We start from the raw sequence: 16,980 nt of genomic DNA, 5'->3' as shown, positions 1-16,980 counted from the left end.
CGCACTGGCTCTGACGGCCAAGTAGAGTCACCATCGCTTGCGGATCATCCATCGCTTGGGGTAATGGTTCTTCATCTTTCCGGCCGCAACCTTCATCCACCCGAGGATTGCCTTGTTGAATCTGACGATATACCAGCCATCCGATATCTCGTTATTCAGTTGAAAGGTCTCTCTACGCAGATAGGCCAGTGCTTGATGTAGGTCGAATTCCACGTGCTCCGGGTTCGTGAGCAGGCCTGAACGGGCGAGAAAAGTAGAAGGAATGAAATGCCCACCTTTCTCCTCTCCGAGAAAATGGCCTTGTGGTGACTCCCCTTTGAGATGGGAGAGTTCTTCGAGAGCATTTTGGAATCGTGTATTCATGAGATAGAATTCCGTATCCCGCTTCTCTATTATATATCCGTCCGGGATGTCGATCGGCCACGGGATGCTCCCTGAAGGCTTCAAGGAAGCCGTATTGCGCTCGGATCCTCCCGGTCTGCGCATCACCATGAAGAACAGGCCCTCGCCCCTCACCCGATGCGGGTAGGCCTGATAGGCATTGCCCTGGTCACCGATGGCGCTGAATCCCCAAGCCAGCGGTAAAGGGATTTGGACGGGCTCTAGTCCCAAATCCAAGCACTTCTGTATCTGCTCGATGTTCTCCTGCGGGGCGTAAGTGCAGGTGGAGTAGATGAGGTATCCACCGGGCCTGAGCGTAGATGAGATATCCTCGAGGATAGATCCTTGTCTGGCAGCGCAGAACTGCACATTCTCTTCTGACCAGTGCTCTGCCGCAACACTCCCTTTGCGGAACATGCCCTCTCCACTGCAGGGGGCGTCCACCAATACTAGGTCGAACATCTCGCTCACCTCTCGCCATTCGGAGGGGTGGATGGATGTGGTCATGAAATTCGGATACCCCGACTTGATGAGGTTCTCATCCAGGATCTTTCTCCTGCTCTTGATGATCTCGTTGGATATGAGCAGTGCCTTTGATGAGATGGCCTGTAGGATATTGCGGGACTTTCCTCCTGGTGCAGCACATAGGTCGAGACACAGACTCTCAGGAGGTAATGCCAAGCGGTCGACCAGGTGCTGTACGATCATCGAACTGGCCTCTTGCGGATAGTAGTGTCCAGCGTGGAGCAGGGGGTCTTTGATGTACTCAGGTCGGTCTTCCAAGTAGAGCCCCTCTGGATTCCAAGGTACCGGGTCTCCGGTATAGTCGAGTTGGGAAGTAGGATGTTTGAGAATGGAAGTGCTAGGTGGATGCTCCAGAGAGGCGAGGAATTCTTCAGCTTCAGGGCCCAGTTGCTCCTCTATACGCTGGATGAATGCCTCAGGAAGCACCGGGCTCAGTTGCTGAGTATGCGGAATTCAGTCCTCCGATTGATGGCGTGCTCTTGTTCCGTGCAGTTCACACCATCTATGCAGCTATTGACGGGTTCATCTTCACCGCGTCCTATGGCTACGATCCTCTTGGGGTCTATACCGTGCCCCACAATGAATGCCCAAGCTTCTCGGGCGCGCTTGGAGGAGAGTTCTTCATTATACCGAGCGCCACCCCGACTGTCGGTATGTGAGCTCAACTCGATCTTGAGATCCTCATTATTCTTGAGGATGTCTATCAATTTTTCCAGCTCGACCTTGGCCGAATCCTTTAGCTGATAGCTATTCAGGTCATAGAATATGTTGGGGATGTTGATCGCTTGGTCTGCGGCAATGGTCACTAGCTCCATATCCTCATTGTAGAGGGAGATCATCTGGCCTTCATCGAATGGACGGTCATAGTAGTATCTACCGTTCTCATCCTGGTCCAGAATCTTGACGATCATGTCATTCTCATCCAAGATGGCCATCTTCAAGGGTTGTCCCCCTGCATCGGCAAAGAACCAATAGCGGTCCTCAGGCACCACATCATTGAATTGGAAGTAACCGAAATCTGTCGATCGGGTGTCTTTCTTGATGATTCCTCGTTCGGTGATGAGATTGATCTCGATGTTCTCATCCATATCACCTGGGCTGGAACGGAATAGTTGCCCTTTCATGGTGAAGGCAAAGAGGGTGTTATCCTCCACATCTATATAGTCGATGTAATAATCGTCCAAGGCCAGCAATTCGAAGGTGAAATTGCCTTCGGCATCAGCTACAAGTTTCTGCGATTTATTCCCCTTGGAATCCGTCAGGAATACAGCCGCTTTCTTCACGGATTCATCGTCCTCTACGGCTTTGATGTTGAATTCTCCCCCCTCTGGGTCCCGGTTGAAATAGAAGACCCCATACATGTCGGTATAGGCCTGCTCGAGAATGTTCCCCTCCTTATCGGTCAAGACCATCTTGACATTCTTACGAGGTATACCCTCTATCTCCAGAATACCTGAAATGAGGCGCATATCGGGCTTCACTTTCTTCTTCTGGTACATGAAGATGTCATCTCCACCGGCACTTCCAGGCCTATTGGACGAGAAATATCCGGAAGATTCTCCAGTGCGCAAGTAGCCGAAGTCATCGAATGGGGAATTGATAGGCGCATAAAGATTCCGTAGATCCTCCCGATGCATGTCATCGGTCACTACGAAGATGTCCAGTCCACCATAGCCGGGATGCCCGTTGGATGAGAAGTATAGTTGACCATCGATCAAGCGCGGGAACACTTCATTGCCCGCTGTATTGACTACTTCACCCAGATTTATGGGGCTGCTCCATCCTGAGATGGTCTTGACGCTGTAGTAAAGGTCCATTCCACCGTATCCACCTGGGAGATCAGAGGAGAATATGATGCGGTTTCCGTCTGGGCTGAATGTGGGGTGAGCCATATTATACTCTCCGTCAAAGAGTGGGACCACCTCTGCCGTGGAGAGACTCGGGTCACTGGCATCTGTGCTGAGTATCTGCAGCAGATTGTTTCCCGGGCTCAGTTCTTCTGAGAAAGTGAAATAGAATTTGTCTTTGGAAAAGGCAAAGGGTCCGATATTGAATTTCCCTTTGAATCTTCCCCCACTGAAGGGTCGGTGGTCAGAGGTATCTCCATCCGCTTCCCATAGCGATGTGTATTCTTTTTTTCCTCGGTCGTAGAGCTCCTGGGCGACATCATCCTTGGATTGAGAAGAGCAGAAGATGCGCTTCCCATTGTGGATATAGAGAGAGAATTCGTTCTTGGGTGTGTTGAAGCCGTTCAGCGGGCTGACATCATACTCCGATTCCCTGTTCTGCCATTCTTTGAGAACGGCTGCCTGTTGAGCCAGTAAGTAGAGCTCATCGGTCTTATAGCTGGGGTCCACGATCTCATCGAGCAGATAATAGGCTGCCGCATAATCCCCTTCATAGATCAGGGCTTCGCACAAGGCCAGGATGATCTCGGGTTCAGCGGGTCTATCCAGATAGGACCGTTGGGCCAGTTCCAGCGCATCAGGCACAAGTCCGATACGCAACATGCTCTTGGTCAAGATGCGCACATCTGCAGGCTCGAGACCTTGCTTGAAGTCCCGTGTATAGTGCTCGATGACTGCGCTGAATTTCTTCTGCCGGAACAGTTCTTTGGCCTTCTTCTGCTGGCCCATAGAGGTGAGGCACAGCATGAGGCACATGACTGCAACGGTCAGTGATCGGAGACCCTGCACATTCTTCTTAAAACTCTTCATGTTCGGTTCGATGGTCTTCGATACTATGGAGGATAGAAGCACATCTCTCGCACTTTGTACGTGGATTTTTCACTTTACGTTACCGAAAGTACGTGCTGGTCGGTCTGAAGAGCCCCAGGATCCCGAGTGCTTTACACAAGTTGCTGTTCATTTTACCTAGGTCCGGTGCCGATCCACTTCTGACCACAACTCTGTTCCCTTGAAGAGATGATCCAGCAAGTGCTGACTGAGCACTGGGGTGGTCATCAAGGCTCTTGAACCGAATCCATTGAACAACACGATGCGCTTATCCACATCACTTCTCCCTATCAAAGGTCTGCGGTCCTTGGTGGCCGGTCTCACCCCGGCCCATTCTTCGGAAATCTCATAGCTACAATCCACAAAGGACCGTAGCATGCCTTCCAGTTTTTCTACTTCTGATTTCTCCACCCCTCGGTCCAGACCTGTCCAGCTGTATGTGCTTCCGATGCGATAGCGATCCTCACCTAAGGGAATGATGAAACAAGGACCCTTGATGATATGACCGAGCTTGAGCTCTGGACTGTATATTTCAATCGTGTGCCCTTTGGCCGGTGAGAAAGGCAAGGCTCCGAAGTGGGTTTTGTGATGCTGTTCAGCCAGTCCTCTCGCCAAGACCACAGCGGAAGCTGACTCTGCAAGGTCCTCGATACCTTGCTCGTCCACTGTTTCTCGATGATAGGCTCCTTGATCTTCGAAGTGCCTTCTTGAAAGGCTCATGAACTCATCCGTTCGTACAAAGCCCGCTTGGGTCACTTCTTGAAATCCAAAAGGGGCATCCAAACGCCCAGAAACTCCCAAGTCCTTGGCCTGCCTTCCCAGAAATGGTGCGAATCCCATATTCTCTTGCAGGCCCTGCCAATCATTGACTTCTTCCATAGAGGTCATTCTTCGCCAAATACCCGAAGGGTAGAAGAATCTCTGCCCGATGATCCCTTCTATTCGATGATAGAATCCTGCAAGAGGTTCGAAGCATTCTTTGGCTTTCCAAGCAAGTCTCCTACGCTTGAGGATCATGGGATTGAAAAGTCCGGCTGCGGCCTTGGATGATGCGCTCATATGCCCATCATCGAAGATGCGGAAGGGAATATCATTCAAATAACAGGACCAGGCCAGATTGGTTCCCGCGATGCCCTGACCTATGATGCATATCGGGCCTTGGTCAGCCGTCATTCAGGATTATCGAGTTTGAGGCTATCATCCAGCTCTTTCTCATACATCTCCAGTTCTGCATCCTCGTTGGGAATGGGGTCAGGAATCGATAGTTCCCTACCCCTGCGGATGAGCGCAGAGGTCATGATCAAACTCGTGGCCATGATGGTGAAGAGGAGTATGCCCGCATCAAAATCCTCATTGAGGAATTCTCCCGGGATACTGAAGAATAGCAGTACGGTGATCAATCCTCTCGGTGTGATATAGAGCAAGGGGTCGATAGAGTCGTTCTTGAACAACTTGAGCATGACATAGCGCAGTAGATAGGTCACTAGGATGACTGCTACACTGACCAGCAACACCTTGATACTCAGCAGTCCGGTAAGACTTACTGTCAATCCGAAGATGATGAAGAAGAAGGTGCGCAGTACGAAGGCACTTTCCAGCGTGATGATATGGAAATCGCGCAGCAGGGGTTTCAGGTTCTCTGTGCGGATATATCCTGCAAGTCTACCTCTGAAAAAGAGCTCTGGATTGTTGAGCATCAATCCGAATACAAGAATGAGTACCAGACTGGAGAAATGGAACAATTTACCGATGGCATAGAGAAACATGAGTATCGCTATCACCAGGAATAGCTTGACATGACTGGTCATCTTGTGAAAGAGCCAGACCAGGACCCCGCTGATCACCACCGAGAGGATGATGGTCAGAATGATGCTCGATGTAACTCCCCAAGTCACCTCAGCTGCTGATCCACCGTCTGAATTGCCCAGAAAGAAGTAGAAGGCCATGATACCCAGTATATCGGAAAAGGTGCTCTCATAGATCATGAACTCCTTGCGCTCCGGCAATAGATTGGTCACACTCGGGATGACAATGGCCGATGACATGATGGAAAGCGGCATGGCATAGAGAAATGCTTGGAAGGTGTCCAAGAACAAGAAGTATTGCAGAATAAGGGCTACCGCAGTGGTGGTAAATGCCAGTGAGAGCAGCGCTATGACGAATGAACGCCAGATGACGGGCCATCGGTCACGGGTCAGTTTCAGATCGAGGGCCGCTTCCAGCACGATGAGTATCAATCCCATGGTGCCGATCACCGGCAGGACCTCGAATCTATAGATGAAGTCCAATTTATCCCCATAGCCGAAGAAGTCCAGAATGGCCTTCATCAGGATACCCATCCCTAGTAGTAGAACTACGCTGGGAATATTCGTGCGATCCGAGATCACATTGAAGAAATGGGAAAGGATGATGATGAGCGAAAGCCCAATAACGATGTAATAATCCATGGCTCAGTAGTCTGATGAATCCACCTGACGTAAGGTTTGTTCAGGTTCAGGTAAAGGGCTTGGGCTTTGATTCTGCTTCCAAATATGGGCAATGCAGTCTTTCGCCAGCTCCTTGATGATGGTTTTTGTGAGGTGCGTATACTCCAGGTCCTGGGCATCCAGGGTCTTGGTGGTCTTCCCACCGTACTCGGCATTGCCCTTGTGATCCATCACTTCGTAGTGTACAGAGATGAGATAGGGTAGGTCATCGGCCTCTTCTGTATTCCTTCTCATCTCGATCTGGGTCACTACCAACAAGTGTTCGAATGCATACAAGTCTTGGAGGTAGTCGACCGCTCCCGGATTTGCAAACTCGACCGACATGTACCGGTCATGATCCACCTCCATACGCTTGAGTTGACCATTCTCCTTGGTAGCATATGCCCCATAGACTCTTTTGTCCTTCTTTTTGGGGAGGGGTATCTTGAACTTCTTGACGTCTTCTTCTTCTGTCTCATGCTTCACGTACCGATGGTCGATCGCATTGTAGAGATAGTCCAGTAGGTCTATCTCTGTGTCCGGTATATCACTGATCAGCAGGTCCAGAGCTTCTAAACTATCACTGAGCAAGCGGGTCATTTCCATGGAAAACCGCTGCCGAAGTTTCTCGCGCATTTCTATGGCCGTCATGCCCTCAGGTGTGATCATGCGGTCCACTTCTGAGATGATGTAGTGCGGATGTACGGGTACCACAAGCATTTCGGTAGTGCCCTGTTTCTCAGTTTGGGTTTCCCAATTACGACTTTGAATGGTGTAATCCTGTGCGACTATCCACAAGGGCAGGAGCAGAACCGTGATCGTTAGAAATCTCATGCTGCTGAAAGTAGGGTCTGTAGGTGCTGGTCGGCAGCTTTTTGCACCTACTTATGCCTTTGATAATGTGGAAATCGATCAGCCCTTGAGCCAATGATAGATGTCGTTACCGTTGGCATAGATCAACAAAGCGATCAACAAGAAGAATCCAATCATCTGAGCGTACTCCAGAATCTTCTGGTTCGGCTCTCTGCCGGTGGCCATCTCATAGAGCAGGAACATGACATGACCTCCATCTAATACAGGTATGGGCAATAGGTTCATGAATGCCAGGATAAGTGAGATCAAGGCCGTTATCTCCCAGAAATGGACCCAATCCCACTCTGCAGAGAACAGCCCACCTATGGCCATGAATCCACCCATGCCTTTGTAGGCCCCGGTCTCCGGATTGAGAATGAGTTTGAATTGTCTGACATAACTGCCCAACTTGTCCATGGTCTTTCTCCAACCAGCGGGCCATGATTCTGCAAATGAATATTCTTCAGTGACGAATTCATACTGCCCGGTGCGCTCCAATTCATCGAAACTCATGATCAATGGGCGCACTCCGATCATCCCGTCTTCGTTGACCTTTACCTGAGCCCCGATACGCTTGCCATCTCTGCGTATATCCAATTCGATCAATGCTCCGGCCATTTCTTTGAGCATGTCTTGGGCCTGGTCATAATACTTGACCGGACGACCGGCAAGCGCCAAGATCTCATCTTTAGGTTGAATGACTCCCGCATTGTGGGATGTATCCGGTACTGAATTGATGATGAAGGGCACACGCGGGTAAAAGAATGGGCCTGTCCTGCGTTCTGAAAGGGTCCCTACCACAGATTCAGGAACGGTAAGTGCTACCTGTTGTCCATCGCGGAGCACCATGACCTCGCCTCCATAGATGATCTCTTCGGTAAGTGAGGTGAACAGAGGGACTTCTTCTCCTCTGACGCTGAGTATCTTATCTCCATTTCTGAAGCCGATCTCTTCAGCGATCTCGCTCATCACCCACACTCCGTCTTTCAGATTATCATTGGGGAGGGTGCGCTCCCCCAAAGCCCACATCATCATCGCATAGATGAAGAATCCGAGTATCAGATTGACCGTGACTCCGCCCAGCATGATGATCAGTCGTTGCCATGCTGGTTTGGCCCTGAATTCCCAAGGTTGAGCTGGACCTTTCATCTGCTCGGTATCCATGCTCTCATCGATCATACCGGCAATCTTCACGTAGCCTCCTAAGGGTATCCAGCCTATTCCCCACTCGGTATCACCTATCTTTTTCTTGACCAAGGACCATTTGTAATCGAAGAAGAGGTAGAATTTCTCCACACGCGTACCGAACAGTCGGGCAGGAATGAAGTGTCCGAACTCATGCAGTACGATGAGTAAACTCAGACTCAATAGGAATTGTGTGGCTTGTATCAGTACTTCCATAATGCTTGAAGAAAACGGGGGCAAAGGTAGGTCAATGCATTCATCTATTTCCGTTTGCTCTGTTGCTTGATCAGTTCCCGAAGGTTCTCTCGGTCACTATCTTCTTGCAGACTGAGGTGTCTACCCTTGCCGGTCTCTGCCAATTCCTGCATCTTCTCATCCACCCATCGACTGGCCCGTATGGATAGAACAGACAAGCGCATACCTCTATTCGCCTTCTTACTGACGAGTTTTCTGACCTTATCACTTCCATGATCGAATGCTCCATCGGTGGCGATGTACACTTGGTTATTCCCCTGCTCGATATAATGCCTTTTAAGGATGGTATAGGCCTGTTTGAGACCGGCCTCACCGGCTGTTTTCCCCTCGGCCTGGAGTCCTGCGATGATCGCCTCTATCTCCTGACTGTCCTTCACTGCTTGACCAGATAGAACGACATCGGTGGTGGTGGCGTAGGTCACTATGGAAATGATATCCTGCGGTCTGAGCATGTGTGCGAGCTCGATCATACTGGATTTCAGCAGTTCTATCCGGTCCTGTTTCCGCATGGAGGTGGAGATGTCTACCAAGAAGACCACATTATTGGGTCTGTACTCGGTCAAGGAGAACTCGGGGTGCTGCTCGACCATCGCCTCTTCCTCGGTCTCTGAGAGTTCTTCTTTGACCGTTTCCTCCTCGGGAGCTTTCGGTTCCTTCTCTTCTTCCTTTTCAGTATCCAACGCTCCTGGTCTTCTCACCACCACACTCCCCATTTCTCCCGACATCAACTCGAGGATGAAATCCTTATTCCTACGATTTATATAGGACTCCATGGTGTATTTGGCGTATCCAGCTCTGCTGGCCTGGATGTCATAGAAATCTATGGGCAAGGTCGACTCCCAGATTCCCGAGGCATCGGTCATCCCTATGATCTGATGTCCTGCTCTACCTGAAAGGACGATCTCAGCCTTTTTCAATGGCTTTCCGGTATCTCTATCGATGACTTTGAAGTAAGCCGACCAATCCGACCCGGCTCCAGGGTCTGTTCGGTCGAAATCCGGGCATGGGAGATTATCTGCCGCATCGACATATTTCACCTCGGCCCGTATGGGGATCCGTACCGTTTCTTTCCCGAAGAAAATGGTCAGTTCATCCCGCACATTTCCTGTTCTCACTGGGTTTAGCTTGATCCTTACGGTCATGCTATCGCGTGGTGGAATCTCGCGTTTATCTGTACGTATGTCGAAGATGCTGCTCTTGGTCTGTACTCTGAGTAAGGAGACCTGTTGGGAGTTCTCATTCACCAGAACAAACTCATGCAGCCTGTCACTACCTCGGTCGACCTCACCGAAATCCAGCTTTTCGAGCGAAGGGGTGATCTGTCCTTGTGCATGTGACACGGACAGCACAAGTATCAAAAATAGATTCAGGAATCTCTGACCCATGTTCCAAAGAACTCAAAAACAGGGCCAATGGTATATCTCAGACCGTGATTGCGATGGCTTGATAAAAGGCCTCGGTATCGGAAGTATCTTCTGTGTCAGCCGAATTCTCTTCTCCAGCATCCATTTCTGCTTCTATTCTGGACCAGAGGTCTCGCGGGCTTTCCATCTGATGCCCTCTTAGTTTGTTCCTCAGTGCATTATCCATTGCATCGTCCAAATTATCCATGTTGCATTCACTATTGCTATTCACCCTCTATAGATTCCCTATGCTGCTCTGATGCTTCCTCATGATTTCGCACAAAAGTCACTGATTTCCAGACTGTTTAATTATTCTGTGATTTCATTGAACAAATATGCAGCGTTTAATACTTCTGTTCAATCTAGAGGGGGTAATACAAATTCAAAAACCATGAAAAAATTTTCACTCATTTTAGTTGCGATGCTCTTCTTGGGCAGTATTTCAGCCCAGACCGCACGGGTCAATATCCTCCACAACTCTCCAGATGACGCGGCCACTGTTGTGGACGTATATGTTAACGGAGAGATCGCGGTACCTGATTTCGAATTTCGTACCGCAACGGGTTTCTTGGACCTACCGGCCGGGACGCCAATTGAGATCGACATCGCACCCGGAACGAGTGCGGATGTTTCTGAATCCGTATATAATGTCTCCTTGACTTTAGAGGCGGACGAGACCTACCTGGTGGTAGCAGATGGTATCACAGGTCTCAGTAGCACCACTTACACTCCGGCTCCTGCTTTTGGTCTGCAGGTGTTTCCTATGGCCCGCGAAGCGGCTTCCATGATGGGCAATACCGATGTGCTCGTACACCACGGTTCTACCGATGCTCCTACGGTAGATGTAGTTGAAGTAGGTGTGGGTGCTGGGACCATTGTTGACAATGCTTCCTACCCGGGTTTCGTACCCTACTTGGAATTGCCTACTGCGGATTACGTACTTGCCGTACAGGATGAGAATCAGACGGTGACCGTGGCGACATACGGAGCTCCTCTGTCCACCTTGGGTCTAGATGATGCTGCCATCACTGTGGTCGCTAGCGGATTCCTTGACCCATCTCAGAACGGTGACGGTCCAGCATTCGGACTCTTTGCTGTTACTGCAGGAGGAGGTGCTTTCCTTGCACTTCCGCTCATTCCGGCCAATGATGACCCATGTAACGCGATCAGTCTTCCTACTGATGGCACTACGGGCGTCTATTCTAATGTGAATGCGACCGTTCCCGCTGGTGAAGAGGTCATCGCTCCTCCAGCAGGAACAGACGGTACATCATCATGCGTTTCCCAAGATGGATGGTGCGGGGGAGACCTTGCCATTCAGAATTCGGTATGGTTCTCATTTGAGGCCACGAGTAGCGGGGTGAACATCAGCACCTGTAGCGATAACAATACCATTGACACCCAAGTAGCACTTTACTCTGCCACCGATTGCACAGATTATAGCACCTTGACCTTATTGGGTGCTAATGATGACGTGACCGATGGCTGTGCTGCTGGTACTTCTATCTACGCCTCGGATCTGACCTACTGTGGTCTCACTGTAGGACAGACATACTGGATCCTGGTCGATTCCTATGCGGGTGAACAAGGTGATTTCGAAATCTCTGTCTCAGAGACTTCTTGCCCTGCGCGAGCACAGGTCATTCACAATTCCGCTGAGGATATTGCAGCTTCAGTCGATGTATATATCGATGGTGTTCTCGCCATTCCTGGCTTTGAATTCCGCACGGCCACTCCATTCATCGACCTTCCGGGAGGAGTTGAGATCAATATCGATATCGCCCCAGGAGGGAGTTCTGATGTATCAGAATCCATCTACAACCTCCCGGCTACTCTTGAAGAAGGTGCCACCTATATCATAGTAGCTGACGGAATCACCGGATTGAGCACAGGTACCTATACCCCTGCTCCAGCCTTTGGACTGCAGATATATGACATGGGTCGTGAAGCAGCTTCTTCAGCTTCCAATACCGATGTCCTTGTACATCACGGGTCCACTGATGCCCCGATAGTCGATGTTGCAGAAGTAGGAGTAGGCGCTGGAGTGATTGTGGATGATGTCGCTTATACAGAGTTCCAAGGCTACTTGGAGCTGGCAACTGCCGACTATCAACTGGCGGTGCAGACCTCTGATAACGCGACAACCGTTGCCACGTATGACGCCCCATTGTCCACGTTGGCATTGGATGGAGCAGCCATCACAGTGGTGGCTTCTGGATTCTTGGATCCCGGTGTCAATAATGACGGTCCAGCATTCGGACTTTGGGTCGCCCCTGCCACTGGTGGAGAGATGATTCCTCTCCCATTGGTCACAAGTGTCGATGACTTCGAGCCGATTGCTTTCAACATGTTCCCTAATCCTGCTCAGGATGAACTATTCATCGGTTCATCAGAACAGATCGAGAGCATCGCTATCTATGATACGCAAGGAAGGTTGGTCGTCAGCGAGGCCAATAATATCCAACGCATCGATATCTCTGACCTTTCAGAGGGCATCTATACAGTTGCCGTATCGATCGGTGAGCGTATCAGCACAGAGCGCTTGGTAAAACTTTGAGTCGAGTATATAAGGTTGGGAACCCGGTGTCTTCAAGGCACCGGGTTTCCTTTTATAAAGGCTCGCCTTCGCTATTCATAATCAATTGTTGAAGCTTTTGTGATTAAAGCTGAAATGCCGTTGGTCGGTGCAAGTACTTTGGAACCAAGGTTATAAATCCTTTTCCCATGAAAACACCACTACTACAACTACTATTGATACTATCCATGTCTGCCTTTGGACAATCGCAGATCGGTGAGGCTATCTTAGGCGAGAATGAAAGCGATTTCTTTGGTTCGGCCATTTCCATATCCAATGATGGAAATCGCTTAGCCGTAGGCGCACGACTCAATGACGGCAATGGAGAAGATGCGGGCCATGTCCGAATCTTTGAACGGACTGCTGATGGATGGGTACAGATTGGTGCCGATCTCGATGGAGAGGCTCCAGATGATGAATCGGGCTCAGCGGTCGCCCTGTCCGGCAATGGAAATCGTGTCGCCATAGGCGCCATTCAGAACACCGCCAATGGGCCGGCTTCCGGTCATGTTCGGGTCTATGAATACGATGGAGCTGACTGGGTGCAACTCGGAAGCGACATCAATGGACCCATGAACAGTCTCTTCGGATTCTCCGTAGATCTTTCAGGTTATGGAGGAAATCTGGTGGTGGGTGCTACAGGGGCTTCGGTCAATGGTTCCAATTCAGGACAAATTCGAGCCTATCAGTTCATCGATGGGAACTGGTACATGATGGGCTCTCCCATCAATGGTCAGATGGAAGGAGACCTTTTCGGCACTTCTGTCTCCATATCATCCAATGGTCAGCGTATCGCAGCTGGAGCACGATTGAACGATAGCAATGGCGATGCCGCAGGTCATGTTCAGGTCTACGATTTTACCGGAGATGAATGGGTGCCTTGTGGGGCACATATAAACGGAGAAGCTGCTGGTGATCACAGCGGAGGTGCTGTCTCCCTGTCCGGGGACGGAAATCGACTGGCTATAGGAAGTCGCTTGAACCAAGGAGCGGGCGCGGCCAGTGGGCAAACGCGCATCTTCGAGTATGTGGAAGGGAGCTGGACGCAGCTGGGTCAATCCCTCCATGGAGAGTCCTCGGGCGACATTTTCGGAACTGCCGTGGCCTTGGATCATGACGGATCACGTGTAGCTATCGGTGCCAAATCAAACGATGGTAATGGAAACAATTCGGGTCAGGCCAGGGTGTATCAATACAATTGGGGCACCTGGATGCAGGTGGGAGAAGATATCGATGGTGTCTCGAGCCAAGACCAATTCGGAGAGTCGGTCGATCTATCCTATTATGGGGATGAACTGGCGGTAGGAGCTCCATTCAATGACGTGAACGGGACCAATTCAGGCCATGTGCGCGTGTTCGAAGTAGGTACGTATACCGGTCTGCCCGACCTCCCACAAGAAGAGCCCATACGGGTAAGCTACAACTCGTCTGATGGGATCTATACGATCACACTGGACCAGGTATATGAATCCGCTCAGGTGCGGCTTTTCGATATCACCGGATCCATCGTACGACAGGAACGTATCGGAACCACCGCGCGATTTGAATATGTGGTGGACCTTCCATCTGGACTGTATTTCCTCCAGATCGCGAATAATGAAGACATCAAAGGGACAATAAAGCTACTTAAGGAGTGAACGTAGGTCAGCACGAACAGTGACGAAGTGATGAACAGCCCCTCTTAACGGTGGGGCTGTTCTGTTTTCCCCCCTCTAAAGAACGAACAGGTACCGGAGCTAAGGGTCTGCTGGGTAGTACTTTCGACTGCGCTCAGGACAGGCTTCTCCTCCGCCACGGACCCCTGTCTCGAAAAAAAAAGACAGACCTCGTATGGAAGCCTGTCTTTGTATGTTAAGTGGAGCATAGCGGAGTCGAACCGCTGACCTCCACACTGCCAGTGTGGCGCTCTAGCCAGCTGAGCTAATGCCCCATCTTATTTCGGGGCATTTGCGAGGCGCCTGTGCTGAGCGACAGTCGAAGTAAGCTAATGCCCCATGTGAAATTTGGGAGCGCTAAAGTAAGCATATTCGAAATTCGAGAAACAAGGTTTTCAAGGCTTGTGTTTTCAAAGCTTGCCGATAAGATACTTCACCCTCCTATCCAAGCTGCATTACATTCGTAGGGCTAAGAAAACTACTATGCGATCCTATCTAACCCTTCTGGCCCTCACGGCCACCCTTCTCCACATCCAAGGGCAAGTTGTCCTGAATGAAGTAATTTACTCTCCACAGCAGACGGTCGAATTGAAGAATGTCGGTTCTACGACCATCGAAGTGGGTACACTCTGGCTTTGCTCCTTTCCTACCTATACCCAGATACAGAATATGACGGTAGTATCAGGAACTACGACCATGGCCCCAGGGGACATACTCGTAGTCTCAGGCCACGGCTATGCTCCTGCTGATGATGAATTGGGGCTGTACACTGCAAATTCATTCGGTAACTCGGCCAATATCATCGACTATGTTGAATGGGGAAGTACCGGACATGCGCGCTCATCTGTGGCGGTGGCTGCCGGTATCTGGACCACTGGAGACTTTGTCGATAATGTAGGAGGTGCAGCCAGCCTGGAATATGATGGTGAGGGAGATGCCTCATCCGATTGGGCTGTCAGTGTCGTCTCTACAGAAGGGCAAGAGAACTCCAATGTCGATGTCCCCTGCGATGCTTCTGCCTTTGCGGTGGGAAGTCAGACCATCTGTCCCGGAGATACCGCGGTGTTCCAAGTCGTGCTTACCGGAATTGCCCCATGGACCTTTACCTACTCTCGAGACGGGGTCATAGAAGAACCCGTGAACACCTCCCTTTCACCTCACCCATGGGAACTGACTTTGGAGGGGACCTACAATCTCGTCTCGGTAACGGACGCGACCTGCGAGGGAACCGCTCAAGGAACCGTTCAAGTCAATCATCACGAAATCCCGACTGCTACTTTGATTGGACCGGATACCTTCTGTTCGACCGATACTGTTCCCACCATCGAAGTTGATTTGACCGGTACCGGCCCATGGACTTTCGACTATGAGCTGGACGGTGTACAACAGGGCACACTGGAATTCGACTCTTCTCCAGGAGCCATTCCGGTCAGTGGGGCGGGTGTTTATACTCCTACAGACGTAAGTGACGCCAACTGTGAGGGTGAGGTAAGTGGATCGATAGAGGCGACTATCATTGAAGTGGATGGTGGAGAACTGAGTGTGAATGGCGGCACAGAAAGCTGGCTCGTCTGTGCAGATGACGGCAACGCAGATGCATTCGATTTCGAGATAACGGGAGGCGTAGGGGATGTCAGTCAAATGGTGATCACCGATGAATCCGGAGTCATACTTTCCCTTCCATCTTCGACCCTCATCGATTTCGAAGGCTCTGGAGCCGGGACAGTGCTGGTGTGGCATATGCGCTATGCCACCGGATTGAGTGGATTGGTAGAAGGCAATCAGATTCCAGATGATATCATCGGTTGCTACGCATTATCCAATCCGATTGAAATCGTGAAGGAGACAGGAGCAGATTGTACTACGGGACTATCCCAATGGGATGCTGTTCCATTTTCCATCTTCCCTAATCCGGTGGTCGATAGACTCCAATTCGAGTTGAAGGAGAAAGTCGATGAACTTCAGATTCAGATCCTAGCGGTCACAGGAGAGGTGGTCTACTCAGAACAGACTCTAAGCACCGGTCTAGTGTCTATCGATCTTTCGTTCTTATCCAGAGGGCTATACCAGATCATGGTCACTGATGGAAACGGCCGTCTACATGCGGCCAGCTTCACAAAGTAAGTCGTGTTCTCCCCGGAACTCGGCCAAGCGGTCCTCAGCGCATTGGGACGGGACAGCTCTCTTCCCATCCAGTCATCACGGGTCAGTGGCGGAGACATCAATGAGGCCTTTTGCCTTCGTATAGGCGCGGAAGACTATTTCCTGAAGATCAATATTGCTGAGCGCTTCCCGAAGATGTTCGAAAAGGAAGCCCAAGGTCTTGCTCTTCTGGCCGAGTGCAGTGAATTCTCGATTCCTAAGGTTCTTACCGTGGGTGAATCAGGAAATCGTCAATTCCTACTTATGGAATACCTAGGATCAGGCAGTCGGAATTCAGCCTTCTGGGAGGTCTTCGGTCGTAGACTGGCCGATATGCATAAGTCGAGCTGGGAATCATTCGGTCTGGAACATGACAACTATATCGGCTCACTGGAGCAAGACAACACCCCTACGCCTACATGGTCATCCTTCTTCAGGGATTCCCGCCTGAAACCCCTCAGCTCGCAAGCACATCGAAATGGTCTCCTGACCTCTGATGATATTCACCTCTTCGACCGCATCTACGAGCGATTGGACACTCTTTTTCCAAAAGATGCCCCTGCCCTATTGCATGGCGACCTGTGGTCGGGCAATTTCATGTGTGGGTCCGATGGAGAGGCGACCATCTATGACCCAGCCGTCTACTACGGTCATCGGGAGATGGATCTGGCCATGAGCATGCTTTTCGGAGGTTTCGATCAGCGATTCTATGCCGCTTACGATGAGGCCTTTCCTTTGGAACCCGAATGGCAAGACCGAGTGGACCTCTGCAATCTCTATCCGCTCTTGGTCCATGTGCTGCTTTTC

The 16,980-nt window shown here is 50.5% G+C and carries 12 protein-coding genes and 1 tRNA gene; 4 read left to right on the top strand and 9 right to left on the bottom strand.

The window, feature by feature from the left end:
• Positions 1-27: 27 nt before the first annotated feature.
• The 8 genes from HKN79_05855 to HKN79_05820 form a co-directional block, all read right to left on the bottom strand.
• A complete protein-coding gene (locus HKN79_05855; GenBank protein NNC83082.1) occupies positions 28-1,332 on the bottom strand; it encodes a hypothetical protein in 1,305 nt (434 codons plus the stop codon).
• Positions 1,333-1,337: 5 nt separating this feature from the next.
• A complete protein-coding gene (locus tag HKN79_05850) occupies positions 1,338-3,623 on the bottom strand; it encodes an OmpA family protein (protein NNC83081.1) in 2,286 nt (761 codons plus the stop codon).
• A gap of 156 nt (positions 3,624-3,779) precedes the next feature.
• Entirely contained in the window at positions 3,780-4,814 is a 1,035-nt protein-coding gene (locus HKN79_05845) for an FAD-binding oxidoreductase (protein NNC83080.1), read from the bottom strand.
• On the bottom strand, positions 4,811-6,088 hold the full coding sequence (locus HKN79_05840; GenBank protein ID NNC83079.1) for a sodium:proton exchanger: 1,278 nt from the start codon (positions 6,086-6,088) through the stop codon (positions 4,811-4,813). Before HKN79_05840 ends, HKN79_05845 begins: the two co-directional genes overlap by 4 nt.
• A gap of 3 nt (positions 6,089-6,091) precedes the next feature.
• A complete protein-coding gene (locus HKN79_05835) occupies positions 6,092-6,940 on the bottom strand; it encodes a hypothetical protein (protein NNC83078.1) in 849 nt (282 codons plus the stop codon).
• A gap of 78 nt (positions 6,941-7,018) precedes the next feature.
• Positions 7,019-8,359, bottom strand: coding sequence for an RIP metalloprotease RseP (gene rseP / locus HKN79_05830; GenBank protein ID NNC83077.1), 1,341 nt, complete (start codon positions 8,357-8,359; stop codon positions 7,019-7,021).
• Between the two features lie 44 nt (positions 8,360-8,403).
• The gene (locus tag HKN79_05825) at positions 8,404-9,738 is read right to left on the bottom strand and encodes a VWA domain-containing protein (protein NNC83076.1); all 1,335 of its coding nucleotides are present in this window, start codon (positions 9,736-9,738) and stop codon (positions 8,404-8,406) included.
• 82 nt (positions 9,739-9,820) lie between these two features.
• Positions 9,821-10,009, bottom strand: a complete 189-nt coding sequence (locus HKN79_05820) for a hypothetical protein (protein NNC83075.1) — start codon at positions 10,007-10,009, stop codon at positions 9,821-9,823.
• Positions 10,010-10,060: 51 nt separating this feature from the next.
• Here HKN79_05820 and HKN79_05815 point away from each other — a divergent pair, with 51 nt between their 5' ends.
• Together HKN79_05815 and HKN79_05810 are read left to right on the top strand one after the other, a co-directional pair.
• Positions 10,061-12,358, top strand: a complete 2,298-nt coding sequence (locus HKN79_05815) for a DUF4397 domain-containing protein (protein ID NNC83074.1) — start codon at positions 10,061-10,063, stop codon at positions 12,356-12,358.
• A 167-nt stretch (positions 12,359-12,525) separates the two neighbouring features.
• Positions 12,526-14,013, top strand: a complete 1,488-nt coding sequence (locus HKN79_05810) for a T9SS type A sorting domain-containing protein (protein ID NNC83073.1) — start codon at positions 12,526-12,528, stop codon at positions 14,011-14,013.
• Positions 14,014-14,232: 219 nt separating this feature from the next.
• Here the strand turns inward: HKN79_05810 and HKN79_05805 are convergent.
• Positions 14,233-14,306 (bottom strand) — tRNA-Ala (locus HKN79_05805).
• A 208-nt stretch (positions 14,307-14,514) separates the two neighbouring features.
• Between HKN79_05805 and HKN79_05800 the strand changes: the two genes are divergently transcribed.
• Both HKN79_05800 and HKN79_05795 read left to right on the top strand, forming a co-directional pair.
• Complete coding sequence (locus HKN79_05800) at positions 14,515-16,155, top strand: T9SS type A sorting domain-containing protein (protein ID NNC83072.1); 1,641 nt, start codon at positions 14,515-14,517, stop codon at positions 16,153-16,155.
• 3 nt (positions 16,156-16,158) lie between these two features.
• A partial coding sequence (locus HKN79_05795; GenBank protein NNC83071.1) for a phosphotransferase occupies positions 16,159-16,980 on the top strand: 822 nt, incomplete at its 3' end.

The sequence above is a fragment of the Flavobacteriales bacterium genome (genome assembly GCA_013001705.1).
In the GTDB taxonomy this organism is placed as follows: Bacteria; Bacteroidota; Bacteroidia; order Flavobacteriales_D; family JABDKJ01; genus JABDLZ01.
This window is presented reverse-complemented; position numbering and strand designations above follow the sequence as displayed.

Excerpts from the sequence above, each read along its gene's own strand:
- HKN79_05835 (NNC83078.1), bottom strand. The coding sequence starts at position 6,940 with ATGAGATTTCTAACGATCACGGTTCTGCTCCTGCCCTTGTGGATAGTC.
- HKN79_05840 (NNC83079.1), bottom strand. The coding sequence starts at position 6,088 with ATGGATTATTACATCGTTATTGGGCTTTCGCTCATCATCATCCTTTCC.
- HKN79_05850 (NNC83081.1), bottom strand. The coding sequence starts at position 3,623 with ATGAAGAGTTTTAAGAAGAATGTGCAGGGTCTCCGATCACTGACCGTT.
- HKN79_05820 (NNC83075.1), bottom strand. The coding sequence starts at position 10,009 with ATGGATAATTTGGACGATGCAATGGATAATGCACTGAGGAACAAACTA.
- HKN79_05810 (NNC83073.1), top strand. The coding sequence starts at position 12,526 with ATGAAAACACCACTACTACAACTACTATTGATACTATCCATGTCTGCC.
- HKN79_05845 (NNC83080.1), bottom strand. The coding sequence starts at position 4,814 with ATGACGGCTGACCAAGGCCCGATATGCATCATAGGTCAGGGCATCGCG.
- rseP (NNC83077.1), bottom strand. The coding sequence starts at position 8,359 with ATGGAAGTACTGATACAAGCCACACAATTCCTATTGAGTCTGAGTTTA.
- HKN79_05815 (NNC83074.1), top strand. The coding sequence starts at position 10,061 with ATGCTTCCTCATGATTTCGCACAAAAGTCACTGATTTCCAGACTGTTT.
- HKN79_05800 (NNC83072.1), top strand. The coding sequence starts at position 14,515 with ATGCGATCCTATCTAACCCTTCTGGCCCTCACGGCCACCCTTCTCCAC.